The following is a 12,577-nucleotide window of genomic DNA, read 5'->3' as shown; positions in this document are numbered from 1 at the left end:
GAAACACTTAAACCGGCCTCAGGGCCGGTTTATTTTTGCCGGCGCAGGCACTTTTGTCGCTGCCGAGGTCCTATCGGAAACCTGATTGCCTATCCACTGAACGGGGTGTCGTCCATGAAGTATCCAGTCGTAGCGTTTTTGACTTTCGGTCTGTTGGGCCTGGCCGCCGGGGCACAGGCGGCCGACGATTGCGATGCCAACCAGGCGTCGATGAACGAGTGTGCGGGCAAGGCATTCAAGAAGGCCGACGACGACCTGAACAAGTACTACAAGATCCAGATGGACTACCTGAAGACCCCGGCGTCCAGGGATGCGCTCAAGGATGCCCAGCGCAAGTGGCTGGCCTTCCGTGATGCCGACTGCCTGTATCAGACCGGGAAGCCGGCGGATGGCGGTTCGATGTGGCCGATGGTCAACCTGCAGTGCAAGACCGCGTTGACCCAGCAGCGCGTGGCGCAGTTGAAGGCCTACACCGAGTGTCGGAGCGAATACGATCAGTGCCCGAACTGACTGGCACCGACCTCAGGCGGCGGAAAAGCGCTTGTCCAGGTAGTCGATGATCACCTTGGACTCGTACATCCAGGTGGTCTGGCCGTTTTCTTCGATACGCAGGCACGGCACCTTGATCTTGCCGCCCTGTTCGAGCAGGGTCTGTCGATCCTGTTCGTTGTTCTTCGCGTCCCGCAGTGCCACCGGCAGGTTCAGGCGACGGAGGGTGCGGCGGGTCTTCACGCAGAACGGGCAGGCGTGGAACTGATACAGGGTCAGGTTGCGGGCGGCGGCGTCGACCTTGGCCTGGTCCGCAGCGGGGCGCTGTTGCTTGCGTGGGCGGGTGAGGAAATCGATGAAGATGATCAGTTGGCCGAGGCCGACTCGAAGTGCTTTGACGAACACGGTATAGCCTCGCGGGCGGAGAAAGAAGAGGGAAGCTTGTCTGAGAGGGCTTGTGGTCATGTGGGAGCGGGCTTGGTCTGGGCGGCACCCCGACGAACAGGGTCTTGGGGCCGCCAAAAGCTTAGCGGGCAAGCCCGCTCCCACACAAAAGCATCGATCTCGGACAATCCTTTACTTGATCAGCGCCAGGAACTCGCTGCGGGTCGCGGCGTTTTCACGGAACTCACCGAGCATCACCGAGGTGATCATCGACGAGTTCTGCTTTTCCACGCCGCGCATCATCATGCACATGTGCTTGGCTTCGATCACCACGGCCACGCCCAGGGCGCCGGTCACCTGCTGGACCGCATCGGCGATCTGGCGGCTCAGGTTTTCCTGGATCTGCAGGCGTCGGGCATACATGTCGACGATCCGCGCGACCTTCGACAGGCCCAGTACCTTGCCGCTCGGGATATAGGCGACATGAGCCTTGCCGATGAACGGCAGCAGGTGGTGTTCGCACAGCGAGTAGAGCTCGATGTCCTTGACCAGCACCATTTCGCTGTTGTCGGAACTGAACAAGGCACCGTTGGTGACTTCTTCCAGGGTCTGTTCGTAACCGCGGCAAAGGTACTGCATGGCTTTGGCGGCGCGCTTGGGCGTGTCCAGCAGGCCCTCGCGGGAGACGTCCTCGCCGAGTTGGCCGAGAATCGCCGTATAGTTTTGTTCCAGGGACATGAAGCTACCTGTGGGAGTCTGCGCAAAGGAGCAAGGATACGGTGGCTGGCAGCCGCCTGCAAATTCGATGACAGTCCGGTTACTCGTCGCGACCTTCCATCATGGTGCGCTTGAGCATCACATACACCGCGCCGGCGCCGCCATGCTTCGGCTGGCAGGAGGTGAAACCGAGCACCTGGGCATGCTGGCGCAGCCAGGTGTTGACGTGGCTCTTGATCATCGGGCGCTTGCCGTCCAGGCGCACGGCCTTGCCGTGGGTGACGCGCACGCAGCGGATTTCGAATTTCGTCGCTTCGGCCAGGAATGCCCAGAGGGTTTCCCGGGCCTTTTCCACGCTCATGCCGTGCAGGTCGAGGCTGCCTTCGAAAGGAATCTGCGCGGCCTTGAGCTTGCGCATCTGGCTTTCCTGCACGCCGTCACGGGACCAGTGCAGGTCGTCCTCGGGGCCGACATCGATGACGAACTGGTCGGACAGGCCGTCCACCGTGGTGGATTCGCTGCGCACTGTCGCCGCCTGGCGTAGCTTGGCCAGTTGCGCGCGGTCGGATTTGGGTTTGCCGGTATCGGCACGATCGTGCTTGATCGGCTTTACACCGCGGATTTCGCTTTTGAACAGGGAAAAATCGTCGTCTTGCATGTCAGTCTCCGCAGGAACCGCCAGTTTACCCAAGTCGCATGGCTCAAGTCACAGGCAGATTCCCCGGAAGGCAGGTGTCAGTCGTGCTTTTTCATCAGGTGCGGCGCCATGTTGAGCGCCTGGTTGCGGCGTGTCCGGCGACGGCTGCGCCGCCAGAGCCAGACACCGCAGTACAGCACCAGCAGGCCCACCACCAGGATGACCGCCGAACCGGTGGTGGTGGCGTTCAGATCGCCCATGGCCGGGGCGTGTCCCAACAGGCTGGCGGCACCGGCCATGGCCAGCAGCACCCCGAAGGTTGCCAACAGCGCCGCGAAACCGGCGCCCAAGCGCGAACGCCAGTTGCTCTGGCCCTTGGGGCGCAGTCGGCGAGCGTCAAAACCATCGGATATCTTCATTCCGATTTCCTCTATGAGTATCGGCCCTTCGACCGGGAGATGGTCGGCTTGTTCCTGACGCGGTTGGGAAATCGGCAAATGGCGGGTGGTTCGGCACCTGTAACGGATGGGCGGTCGCGAGGACGACCCATCCTCGGGCTCAGATCAGGTCTCGGGTCAAAGCCAGGGTGGCGAAGTTATCGGCCATGATCGCCATTTCAGTGCGCTGGACCTGCTCGGCACTGATGATCTCGCCCTTGTAGGGCAGGTCGCGGGTGGCACAGGCGTCTTCCACCAGGGTGCAGCGAAAGCCCAGGTTCTTGGCGGCGCGGACGGTGGTGCTGACGCTGGAGTGGCTCATGAAGCCGCAGACGATCAGGTCCAGCGAGCCGAGTTCCTGCAGGTGTTTCTCCAGGCCGGTGCCGTGGAAGGCGCTCGGCAGCAGCTTGCCGATCAGGGTTTCGTCACCCTGGGGCTCGAGGCCGGGAATGAATTCGCCGCGTTCGCCCTGCGGGTCGAACAACCCGCCAACGGTGCCCAGGTGACGGATATGCACGATCGGCCGGCCGGCCGCACGGGCAGCAGCGACCAACTGCTTGATGTTGTCGACGGCAGCCTGCATGCCGGACAGCGCGAGCGGGCCGCTGAGGTATTCTTTCTGGGCATCGATGATCAACAGGCTGGCATGGTTCAGATTGGCTGCTGCATAACCACGGCCGCTGAGTTGAAACATCGTCTTTGGAACGGACATTCTGGGGCTCCTTTGAGTGGGGCTTTTGCCGCATTGTCCTCCGGCTGAGCGCGTATGTGAATCGCTACCCGCGCAGGCGGCGTGGTTACTGGCCTGTAGCCGTGTCAAGGGGTGTTTGCCGGAGGCCGAAAAGCCACGCCATGATGTCTTTTTGCCTTGTTTCCACCCGACGTCCGTTTGGCTGTTAGAATCGCCCGTCGTTTTTTCAGGAGTCTACCCGTGATCACTTCCCGCCTGCGCACCCTGCGCGACCACATCCGTTGGGCTGTCAGCCGTTTCCATGGCGCGGATCTGTTTTTCGGTCATGGCACCGACAACGCCTGGGACGAGGCACGCCAACTGGTGCTGGGCGCGTTGCACCTGCCCTGGGAAATCGCCGACAGCTATCTGGACTGCCGCCTGGAGGACGACGAGCTGACGCATCTGCAGCATCTGCTCAAGCGTCGTATCGAGGATCGGGTGCCGACCGCCTATCTGCTGGGCGAAGCCTGGTTCTGCGGGTTGTCGTTCATCGTCGACGAGCGCGTGCTGATCCCGCGTTCGCCGATCGGCGAGCTGATCGAAAGCCGCTTCGCTCCCTGGCTGGGCGCGGAGCCAGCGCGAATCCTCGACCTGTGCACGGGCTCGGGTTGCATCGGCATTGCCTGTGCCTACGAGTTCCAGCAGGCGGAAGTGGTGTTGGCCGACCTGTCTTTCGAAGCGCTGGAAGTGGCGAACCAGAACATCGAGCGCCACGGCGTCGATGAGCGGGTGTTCACGGTCCAGGGCGATGGCTTCGACGGCCTGCCGGGACAGCGCTTCGACCTGATCGTGTCCAACCCGCCCTATGTCGATGCCGAGGATTTCGCCGACATGCCGGACGAGTACCAGCATGAGCCGGAGCTGGGCCTGGCCTGCGGTGAGGATGGTTTGAACCTGGTGCGGCGGATGCTCGCCGAAGCGGCGGATCACCTGACCGAGAAAGGTCTGCTGATCGTCGAGGTGGGCAACAGCCAGGTCCACGTCGAAGCCTTGTACCCGGAAGTGGATTTTGCCTGGCTGGACTTCGAACGCGGCGGGCACGGGGTGTTCATGCTGACGGCACCACAGTGCCGCGAGCACCAGGCGTTGTTCGCCTCGCGCGTCTGATCGCCAGGCACTTTGTGCGGGCCGGCTTGCCGGCTCCCACAGGTTTGTCAGGAAAATCCGTCTAGCGGTGCGTGGCGATCCAGATCAACAGCCCGGCCTGGAACATCGCGAAGGCCACCAGGCAAGTGATGGTGAAACGCAGCCCGCTGTCCTCGCGCTTGAACTTGCTGACCCGCTCTTCCTGCTGGCGCAGCTTCACTTCCTGCTCCATCAGGTTCTGTTCGGCATTCTGCAGCATCTGCGCGGCTTCGAGGATTTCCACGAACTGCAGCTTCTCGGTGTTCCACTGGGCCAGCAGTTCGCCGACCTGCAGGTCCTTGTAGCTGCCCTTGAGGTGCTGGGGATCGGCGTAGACCACGTCGAAGCCCTGGACCCGCAGGAAGTGATCGCGGCGCAGGCGGGTGTCTTCGTTCAGGGCGTCCTTGTTCTGCAAGGCCGCGCCATCGACGCGGTAGTGCGACCATTTCTTCTGCGCCCAGATCGCGGCCTGGGCCACGAGGAAACGACCGATACCACGGTTCCACGGTTCCACCTGCAAGCCGCCTTCGGGGCCGAAATGCACGCGCTTGGTGGTGTGGTCGACCCACATGTCCAGATGGTTCTGTTCCTTGCGTACCCGTTGCGCCGGCAACTGGATATTCATGCGCAGCAGGCTGCGTTCCTTGCTGTTGCGCTCGGCATAGCCGAACTGGACAAACCGCAGCGGCCGCCCACCGGTGGCCCGGTCGGTGGTCAACGGCGCCAGGCGCAACATCTTGAAGTGCTCGGGCTGCACATCCGCCCACGGCAGATCCACCGGCGCGGGTTCGGCGGCTGCGGCGTTGCTTTCGGGTGACGCTTGGGTATCAGTCATTCGGCGAGATCCTGTCCGTGTCCAGCTTGCCGGCAACAATATCGATACCGGCAATGGCCTTATCGGCCGTTTCTGTCAGGACTGGAGCGCAAAATCATCTCAATGGCGAGCAAGTCCGTCGATAAAGGCGGTAATCCGTCCTTCCAGTTCGGCGGCCAGGGGCTGTTGCGGGGCATTGTAGGAAGCCAGCTGGCGCTGGATGTCCCTGGGCACGATGCGCAGGACATGATTCATGCCGTCGACCAGGACAAGCTGCGCATCCGGCTTGGCGTTCTTCAGGTCCTGTGCGTCGGCGATGCTGACCTGGATATCATTGCGCCCCTGGATGATCAGGGCCGGCATTTTCAACTGGCCGAAGGCCACCGCCGGATCCTGGCGGAACAGGCTGATCAGGTAGGGCTGCACACTGCGGCGGAAGATCGGCTCCAGCGGCGGTGGGATATCGTTGTCCGGACGCCCGGCCTTGAGGCTGTCGAGCAGTTCGTTGCTGCGCAACATCAGCGCCGGCGGCAAGCGGTTGGCCAGTTGCTGGCGGATCACCTGGTCCACCGGACGGCCGCTGCCGGACAGGGAAATGACTCCGGCGGCCTCCAGCTTCGGCGCGGCGAGGGTGGCGATCAGCGCGCCTTCGCTGTGGCCGAGCAGGACCAGCGGCCCCAGGCGCGGGTCGGCCTTGAGCTTCTCGCCCCAGGCCACCGCATCGGCGACGTAGCTTTCGACGCTCAGGTTGCGTTCATCGGGGGCGGCGGCCAGGCTCGCGGCCACGCCGCGCTTGTCGTAGCGCACGCTGGCGATATTGTGCTTGGCCAGCAGCCAGGCCAGGCGCTTGAGGCTGTCGTTGCGCCCGCCGTCCGGATTGTTGCCATCGCGGTCGGTAGGGCCGGAGCCGGCCACGATCAGCACGACCGGTACTGGCGTGTCGGACTGCGGCAGCAGCAGCGAGCCGAACAGCTCGCCGCTGCCGGTGTCGAGGTTGATCGGTCGTTGCAGGACCACGCCGGCCTGGGTGAAACCGCTGAACAGGGTCAAGGTAAGGAGCAAAACACGTAGCATCATCACGCCATTATGGACAAGGTGTCGGTTGGACTCGCAACCGCCGATAAGGTTCGAGGATGAACTACTTGGACAGCCTGCGTATACTGGGCCGCTCGGTTATCTAGATCTGATTCGCGGAGCACCCTGCATGTCCGGCAATACCTACGGCAAGCTGTTCACTGTCACCACCGCTGGCGAAAGCCATGGCCCGGCGTTGGTCGCCATTGTCGACGGCTGCCCGCCGGGCCTGGAGCTGTCCCTGGAAGACCTGCAGCGTGATCTCGACCGCCGCAAGCCCGGCACCAGCCGGCACACCACCCAGCGCCAGGAAGCCGACGAAGTGGAGATCCTCTCGGGGGTCTTCGAAGGGCGCACCACCGGCTGCGCCATCGGCCTGCTGATCCGCAATACCGACCAGAAGTCCAAGGACTACTCGGCGATCAAGGACCTGTTCCGCCCGGCCCATGCCGACTACACCTACCATCACAAGTACGGTGAGCGCGACTACCGTGGTGGTGGCCGCAGTTCGGCCCGGGAAACCGCGATGCGCGTGGCGGCCGGTGCCATCGCGAAGAAATTCCTGGCGAGCCAGGGCATTGTCGTTCGTGGCTACATGAGCCAGCTGGGGCCGATCGAAATCCCGTTCAAGACCTGGGAGTCGGTGGAGCAGAACGCCTTTTTCAGCCCCGACCCGGACAAGGTGCCCGAGCTGGAAGCCTACATGGACCAGTTGCGTCGCGACCAGGATTCGGTCGGCGCGAAGATCACCGTGGTCGCCGAAGGGGTGATGCCCGGCCTGGGCGAGCCGATCTTCGACCGTCTCGACGCCGAGCTGGCGCATGCGCTGATGAGCATCAACGCGGTCAAGGGCGTGGAAATCGGCGCCGGTTTCGCCTGCGTGGCCCAGCGCGGTACCGAGCATCGCGACGAACTGACGCCGCAAGGTTTCCTCAGCAACAACGCGGGCGGCATTCTCGGCGGGATTTCCTCCGGACAGCCGATTGTCGCGCACCTGGCGCTCAAGCCGACCTCGAGTATCACCACGCCGGGGCGCTCCATCGATATCCATGGCAATCCGGTGGATGTGATCACCAAGGGTCGCCACGATCCGTGCGTCGGCATCCGTGCCACGCCGATCGCCGAAGCGATGATGGCGATTGTGCTGATGGATCACCTGCTGCGTCACCGCGGGCAGAATGCGGATGTGCGCGTGAGCACCCCGGTACTGGGCCAGCTGTAATGTCGGGAGCGCCGCTCCCTTACTGGCGGCTGTCCGGTTTCTACCTGTTCTACTTTGCCCTGCTGGGGGCGACGGCGCCGTTCCTGGCGCTGTACTTCCACCACCTGGGCTTTGCCCCGGCGCGGATTGGCGAACTGGTGGCAATCCCCATGCTGATGCGCTGCGTGGCGCCGAACATCTGGGGCTGGCTGGGTGACTACACCGGTCGGCGCCTGGTGATCGTGCGCTTCGGCGCGGTCTGCACCCTGCTGGCGTTCTCACTGATCTTCTTCGACAAAAGCTACGCTTGGCTGGCGCTGGTGATGGCCCTGCACGCGTTCTTCTGGCATGCGGTACTGCCGCAGTTCGAAGTCATCACCCTGGCGCACCTGCAAGGCCAGGCCGCGCGCTACAGTCAGATCCGCCTGTGGGGCTCGATCGGTTTCATTCTTGCCGTGGTGGCGCTCGGGCGGCTGTTCGAATGGTTGAGCCTGGATATCTATCCGGTGGCCATTGTGGTGATCATGAGCGGTATCGTCCTGAGCAGCGCCTGGGTGCCCAATGCCCAGCCGGTGAGCCAGGCCAACCGGCCGGCGGGCGAAGGCTTTCTCAGGCAGTTGCGCAGTCCGGGGGTACTGGCCTTCTATGGCTGCGTCGCGCTGATGCAGATGAGCCATGGCCCTTATTACACCTTCCTGACCCTGCACCTCGACAATCTCGGCTACAGCCGTGGCCTGATCGGCCTGCTCTGGGCCCTGGGCGTGGTGGCGGAGGTTCTGATGTTCCTGGCCATGAGCCGGATTCTCACGCGTTTCTCCGTGCGCCGGGTGCTACTGGCCAGTTTTCTCCTGGCCGCCTTGCGCTGGCTGCTGCTGGGGTCGTTCGCCGAGCACCTGTGGGTATTGTTGTTTGCCCAGCTGTTGCACGCCGCGACCTTCGGCAGCTTCCACGCCTCGGCCATCCATTTCGTGCAACGCAGCTTCGGTGCGCGCCAGCAAGGGCAGGGCCAGGCGCTGTACGCCGCCCTGTCCGGCACCGGTGGAGCCCTGGGCGCCTTGTACGCCGGCTACAGCTGGAATGCCCTGGGACCGACCCTGACGTTCAGTATCGCCAGCCTGGCGGCCCTGGCCGCCGCGATTATCATTGCCACACGCATGCAAGAGGATCGGCCCTGAGCCCGAACCGAGGAAAGAGAGCCCCATGAGCAGCCTGTCCGTTTACCCCGTTGCCACTCCGGATCTTCCCAACAAGGTCCTGACCCATGTCGACGACATTGCCTCGACCCTGGCGGAACACGGTGTCCGTTTCGAGCGCCTGCCAGCCACGACGCCCGTTCGCGCGGGTGCCGGTCACGAGGAGGTGCTGGCCGCCTATCGTGGGCAGATCGACCAGTTGATGAGCGAGCGCGGTAGCGTGAGCGTCGAGGTCATCAGCCTCGACGGCGACCATCCGCAGTCTGCCGAGCTGTGCGCGGCAGGCTTCGCTGAACAGCAGCACGCGGCCAGCGAAGTGCGCTTCTTCGTCGCCGGCCGTGGTTTGCTCAGCCTGCATATCGGCGACTATGTCTATGCCGTGTTGTGTGAGAGGAACGATCTGGTTTCGCTGCCGGCCGGTACACGTCACTGGTTCGACATGGGGGATAACCCGCGTTGCGTGGTTATTCGCCTGTTCGACAAGTCTGAAGGACGAGTGGTCAGTTTTACCGGTGAAGATATCGCCAGTCACTTCCCGCGTCTTGACGACTGAATCTACAGGGAACCGACATTAAACAAGTGATGGCCGGCAGGAACGATTAAAGCTTGAGTCAGAGTTGCATGTTTCAAGTTGTAGGACGTTACCTATTGAAATGTCGGCCATCCCTGTTTGTGTTTGTAGTTGGTTGTTAAATCCCGCTTCTGTGTAACTCTCTGTTTTTTGATGGTTGTTCATTTGTTGCCGGAGAGACCTGGCGGCAGCCGCGCGACTTATTGAAATTCACAGGGAGAAACAGACATGAGCATTCCCAAGATGCTGAGTGCCGGGGGCGGCCCCGCGCCCAGGCACCGGTCGGTCGACATTGTGGATTTGGGGGAGCCGCTTAAACAGGATGTTGTCCAGGTGGTACTCCTGCCGGGTTTGAGCAAGCCCAGGAGAAACCGTCTCTCCAAGGCCAAGAACCTCAGCGAGAAGGAACTGGAAGTGCTCAGGTGGGCGAGGGCGGGCAAGACGGTCTGGGAAATCAGCGTGATCCGCAACGTGTCGGAAGCCACCGTGAAGTTTCACTTGCGCAACATCTATCACAAGCTGGGGGTGAGCAATCGCGCGCACGCGGTTGGCGAGGCGGTTAATCGTGGCCTGGTTTAGGGGGATAAGGGAGTGAGCCACGGGCGGCAAGTCGGAGCGGTGGGTTCCGTCCCTGTTCGCGACCCGCGGCTGGATGTCTGCCGTGGTTTCAGTGATAGGTTGGCAGGGCAAAGCGATTCTGGCTCTGCAGCAGGGAAATCGACGGCAGTTCGCTGGCCTCGCCGGCAAGATCGCGACGAATCGCGCTGATCACCCAGGTCAGTTGTTCCGCGGTATGCAACTGGGCGTAGGAAATCGAGCGTTTGACCTGCTTGCCATCGCTGCCACGCAGCGTCAGCAACACACCACCATCAGGACGCGGTTGGGTCGTTACTTCGTAGTTGGAGAACACAGAAGAGAATTTTTCCTGGATCAGGTTCATGTCGATCAGCTCCGTCAGCTCATGAATGGCTAGGCATGGAGTGATAGGTGCAGCGATTGTGCCAGCATTGTCGTTTTAAAAAATCGATATAAATCAATGATTTAAGTTTTATTGAACTTCAAGGGATCGTGCAAATTGCAAGAATAGCCATCGTGCATCCTGCATTTTGCCCATTGGTCGCCGAGGCGTGCGGCAGTCGCGATCGAGGATACAAAACTTTTCAAAACCTTCGTGTACAGCCTCGCGCGGGGTGACGTATTTTTCGCGGTGAGGCGGGCCTCAAGGAACTGCCGAAGCCCTGCGGCTGTGACAAGGAATGTTGGCGAGGTTGTCCTCCCAGGCGACGTTCGCTCGATAATAATAAAGACAGGATGCGACCCATGAACGTTCGAACAGACGACGTGATTACCTGGGGCATGATGCTCTGCAAGCTGCCCACCGTTGCCAAAGCCCTGCCGCGGGTGATCCGCGGGCTCAAGCTGTCCAATGTGAAGAAACCCGACCAGCCTTGCGGGCTCGGCTGGAGTTTCGAGCAGGCCGTTGCGCGCAACCCGTCGGGGCCGGCACTGCTGTACGGCAACCGTAGCCTCAGTTATCAACAGGCCAATCAATGGGCCAATCGTATCGCCCACTACCTGATCGCACAGGGCATCGGCAAGGGCGATGTGCTGGGGATCCTCATCGAGAACCGTATCGAACTGCTGGTGACGGTGCTGGCGGTGGCCAAGGTCGGTGGCGTCTGCGCGATGCTCAATACCTCGCAGACGCAGAGCGCCCTGGTCCACAGCATTACCCTGGTCTCGCCAGTGGCGATGGTGGTCGGTTCGGAACTGCTGGAGGCCTATTCGGCGGTGCGCGAGCAGGTGGCGATCGACCCGGCGCGGCATTACTTCGTGGCGGACCAGGACACCGCCGCCGACCCCGGCGAGGCACCCGCGGGCTGGAACAACCTGATGGCCGCTAGCGTCGGCGCGTCCGATGCCAATCCGGCCAGCAGCCAGCAGATCTTCAGCAATGACCCGTGTTTCTACATCTACACCTCCGGCACCACCGGCCTGCCCAAGGCGGGGATTTTCCGCCACGGTCGCTGGATGAAGACCTATGCCAGTTTTGGCCTGATCGCCCTCGACATGGGGCCGCAGGACGTCATCTATTGCACGCTGCCGCTGTACCACGCCACGGGCCTGTGCGTGTGCTGGGGCTCGGCGATTGCCGGGGCGTCGGGGTTCGCCTTCCGGCGCAAGTTCAGCGCCAGCCAGTTCTGGGACGAGGCCCGGCGCTTCAATGCCACGACCCTGGGTTATGTCGGCGAGTTGTGCCGCTACCTGCTCGACCAGCCGCCCAGCCCCGGCGATGCGCACAACAAGGTCAGCAAGATGATTGGCAACGGCTTGCGACCCGGCGTCTGGCGCGAGTTCAAGCAGCGCTTCGGCATCGATCACATCAGTGAGTTCTATGCTGCAAGCGATGGCAATATCGGTTTTACCAACGCGCTCAATTTCAACAACACCATCGGTTTTTCCCTGATGTCCTGGGCTCTGGTGGAATACGCCCCGGATTGCGGCACGCCGTTGCGCGATGCCGATGGTTTCATGCGCAAGGTGCCCAAGGGCGGCCAGGGCCTGCTGCTGGCCAGGATCGATGACAAGGCGCCGCTGGACGGCTACACCGAGTCGGCCAAGACCCAGAAGGTCGTGCTGTGCGATGTGTTCGAAAAAGGCGACCGCTATTTCAATACCGGCGACCTGTTGCGCGATATCGGCTTCGGTCACGCCCAGTTCGTCGATCGCCTGGGGGATTCCTATCGCTGGAAGGGCGAAAACGTCTCCACCACCGAAGTGGAGAACATCCTGCTGCAACATCCGCATATCGCCGAAGTGGTGGCCTACGGGGTGGAAATCAGCAATACCAACGGGCGTGCCGGCATGGCCGCGATCACCCCCGCCGAGTCACTGGCGACCCTGGATTTCACCGAGCTGCTGAATTTTGCCCGGGAGCAGATGCCACCCTACGCGGTGCCGTTGTTCCTGCGGGTGAAGCTGAAGATGGAAACCACCGGAACCTTCAAGTACCAGAAGGGCCGGCTCAGGGACGAGGCGTTCGACCCCGGGAAAGTCGGCGAGGATCCGATCTATGCCTGGTTGCCCGGCTCGGAAACCTACGTGCAGGTGACGGGACAGGTCCATGAGGATATTCATGCCGGCAAGTTCCGTTATTGATTCTGTCTATGGAAATGCTTGAAAAATAAGGCATGACAAGGAA

The 12,577-nt window shown here is 62.1% G+C and carries 14 protein-coding genes and 1 pseudogene; 7 read left to right on the top strand and 8 right to left on the bottom strand.

Annotated features, from left to right (window positions below; translation table 11 throughout):
- Nucleotides 1-114: 114 nt before the first annotated feature.
- Nucleotides 115-510, top strand: a complete 396-nt coding sequence (locus KI243_RS23220; RefSeq protein ID WP_212809952.1) for a lysozyme inhibitor LprI family protein — start codon at nucleotides 115-117, stop codon at nucleotides 508-510.
- Between the two features lie 12 nt (nucleotides 511-522).
- Here KI243_RS23220 and KI243_RS23215 read toward each other — a convergent pair whose 3' ends face one another.
- From KI243_RS23215 to KI243_RS23195, 5 genes are all read right to left on the bottom strand, one after another.
- On the bottom strand, nucleotides 523-894 hold the full coding sequence (locus KI243_RS23215; protein WP_017129710.1) for a glutathione S-transferase N-terminal domain-containing protein: 372 nt from the start codon (nucleotides 892-894) through the stop codon (nucleotides 523-525).
- A gap of 171 nt (nucleotides 895-1,065) precedes the next feature.
- Nucleotides 1,066-1,611, bottom strand: a complete 546-nt coding sequence (gene folE, locus KI243_RS23210) for a GTP cyclohydrolase I FolE (RefSeq protein WP_017129709.1) — start codon at nucleotides 1,609-1,611, stop codon at nucleotides 1,066-1,068.
- 79 nt (nucleotides 1,612-1,690) lie between these two features.
- Entirely contained in the window at nucleotides 1,691-2,248 is a 558-nt protein-coding gene (locus KI243_RS23205; protein ID WP_017129708.1) for a Smr/MutS family protein, read from the bottom strand.
- 77 nt (nucleotides 2,249-2,325) lie between these two features.
- Nucleotides 2,326-2,646 (bottom strand): hypothetical protein, encoded by a 321-nt coding sequence (locus KI243_RS23200; protein ID WP_017129707.1) that lies wholly within the window; start codon nucleotides 2,644-2,646, stop codon nucleotides 2,326-2,328.
- 139 nt (nucleotides 2,647-2,785) lie between these two features.
- Nucleotides 2,786-3,376, bottom strand: coding sequence for a cysteine hydrolase family protein (locus KI243_RS23195; RefSeq protein ID WP_177086485.1), 591 nt, complete (start codon nucleotides 3,374-3,376; stop codon nucleotides 2,786-2,788).
- 219 nt (nucleotides 3,377-3,595) lie between these two features.
- On the opposite strand from KI243_RS23195, the gene prmB reads away from it, so the two are divergent.
- Nucleotides 3,596-4,504: a 50S ribosomal protein L3 N(5)-glutamine methyltransferase gene (gene prmB, locus KI243_RS23190; protein WP_017129705.1), complete on the top strand. Its 909-nt coding sequence runs from the start codon at nucleotides 3,596-3,598 to the stop codon at nucleotides 4,502-4,504.
- Between the two features lie 61 nt (nucleotides 4,505-4,565).
- On the opposite strand, the gene KI243_RS23185 is transcribed toward prmB, so the two are convergent.
- Together KI243_RS23185 and KI243_RS23180 are read right to left on the bottom strand one after the other, a co-directional pair.
- Nucleotides 4,566-5,357 carry a hypothetical protein gene (locus KI243_RS23185; RefSeq protein ID WP_177086487.1) on the bottom strand — a complete coding sequence of 264 codons (792 nt, stop codon included), beginning with the start codon at nucleotides 5,355-5,357 and terminating at the stop codon, nucleotides 4,566-4,568.
- Between the two features lie 99 nt (nucleotides 5,358-5,456).
- The gene (locus KI243_RS23180; RefSeq protein WP_212811249.1) at nucleotides 5,457-6,458 is read right to left on the bottom strand and encodes an alpha/beta fold hydrolase; all 1,002 of its coding nucleotides are present in this window, start codon (nucleotides 6,456-6,458) and stop codon (nucleotides 5,457-5,459) included.
- 82 nt (nucleotides 6,459-6,540) lie between these two features.
- Between KI243_RS23180 and aroC the strand changes: the two genes are divergently transcribed.
- From aroC to KI243_RS33165, 4 genes and pseudogenes are all read left to right on the top strand, one after another.
- Complete coding sequence (aroC, locus tag KI243_RS23175) at nucleotides 6,541-7,632, top strand: chorismate synthase (protein ID WP_017129702.1); 1,092 nt, start codon at nucleotides 6,541-6,543, stop codon at nucleotides 7,630-7,632.
- The gene (locus KI243_RS23170) at nucleotides 7,632-8,786 is read left to right on the top strand and encodes an MFS transporter (protein WP_177086489.1); all 1,155 of its coding nucleotides are present in this window, start codon (nucleotides 7,632-7,634) and stop codon (nucleotides 8,784-8,786) included. Before aroC ends, KI243_RS23170 begins: the two co-directional genes overlap by 1 nt.
- Nucleotides 8,787-8,811: 25 nt before the next feature.
- Nucleotides 8,812-9,357 carry an acireductone dioxygenase gene (locus tag KI243_RS23165; RefSeq protein ID WP_177086491.1) on the top strand — a complete coding sequence of 182 codons (546 nt, stop codon included), beginning with the start codon at nucleotides 8,812-8,814 and terminating at the stop codon, nucleotides 9,355-9,357.
- Between the two features lie 402 nt (nucleotides 9,358-9,759).
- Nucleotides 9,760-9,954, top strand: a pseudogene (locus tag KI243_RS33165) (helix-turn-helix transcriptional regulator); the annotation flags it as partial.
- Between the two features lie 88 nt (nucleotides 9,955-10,042).
- Here KI243_RS33165 and KI243_RS23155 read toward each other — a convergent pair.
- Nucleotides 10,043-10,315, bottom strand: a complete 273-nt coding sequence (locus tag KI243_RS23155; RefSeq protein WP_017129698.1) for a DUF3509 domain-containing protein — start codon at nucleotides 10,313-10,315, stop codon at nucleotides 10,043-10,045.
- A gap of 380 nt (nucleotides 10,316-10,695) precedes the next feature.
- Between KI243_RS23155 and KI243_RS23150 the strand changes: the two genes are divergently transcribed.
- Complete coding sequence (locus tag KI243_RS23150; RefSeq protein WP_212809951.1) at nucleotides 10,696-12,534, top strand: long-chain-acyl-CoA synthetase; 1,839 nt, start codon at nucleotides 10,696-10,698, stop codon at nucleotides 12,532-12,534.
- Nucleotides 12,535-12,577 lie beyond the last annotated feature (43 nt).

The sequence above is a fragment of the Pseudomonas sp. Ost2 genome (genome assembly GCF_018326065.1).
GTDB lineage: Bacteria > Pseudomonadota > Gammaproteobacteria > Pseudomonadales > Pseudomonadaceae > Aquipseudomonas > Aquipseudomonas gingeri.
Note: the sequence above shows the minus strand (reverse complement) of the source record. Positions and strands in the feature narration are given on the sequence as shown.

Coding starts and splice junctions, on each gene's coding strand:
- KI243_RS23150 (WP_212809951.1), top strand. CDS start 10,696: ATGAACGTTCGAACAGACGACGTGATTACCTGGGGCATGATGCTCTGC.
- KI243_RS23220 (WP_212809952.1), top strand. CDS start 115: ATGAAGTATCCAGTCGTAGCGTTTTTGACTTTCGGTCTGTTGGGCCTG.
- KI243_RS23170 (WP_177086489.1), top strand. CDS start 7,632: ATGTCGGGAGCGCCGCTCCCTTACTGGCGGCTGTCCGGTTTCTACCTG.
- KI243_RS23165 (WP_177086491.1), top strand. CDS start 8,812: ATGAGCAGCCTGTCCGTTTACCCCGTTGCCACTCCGGATCTTCCCAAC.
- KI243_RS23155 (WP_017129698.1), bottom strand. CDS start 10,315: ATGAACCTGATCCAGGAAAAATTCTCTTCTGTGTTCTCCAACTACGAA.
- KI243_RS23205 (WP_017129708.1), bottom strand. CDS start 2,248: ATGCAAGACGACGATTTTTCCCTGTTCAAAAGCGAAATCCGCGGTGTA.
- KI243_RS23200 (WP_017129707.1), bottom strand. CDS start 2,646: ATGAAGATATCCGATGGTTTTGACGCTCGCCGACTGCGCCCCAAGGGC.
- folE (WP_017129709.1), bottom strand. CDS start 1,611: ATGTCCCTGGAACAAAACTATACGGCGATTCTCGGCCAACTCGGCGAG.
- KI243_RS23195 (WP_177086485.1), bottom strand. CDS start 3,376: ATGTCCGTTCCAAAGACGATGTTTCAACTCAGCGGCCGTGGTTATGCA.
- aroC (WP_017129702.1), top strand. CDS start 6,541: ATGTCCGGCAATACCTACGGCAAGCTGTTCACTGTCACCACCGCTGGC.
- KI243_RS23185 (WP_177086487.1), bottom strand. CDS start 5,357: ATGACTGATACCCAAGCGTCACCCGAAAGCAACGCCGCAGCCGCCGAA.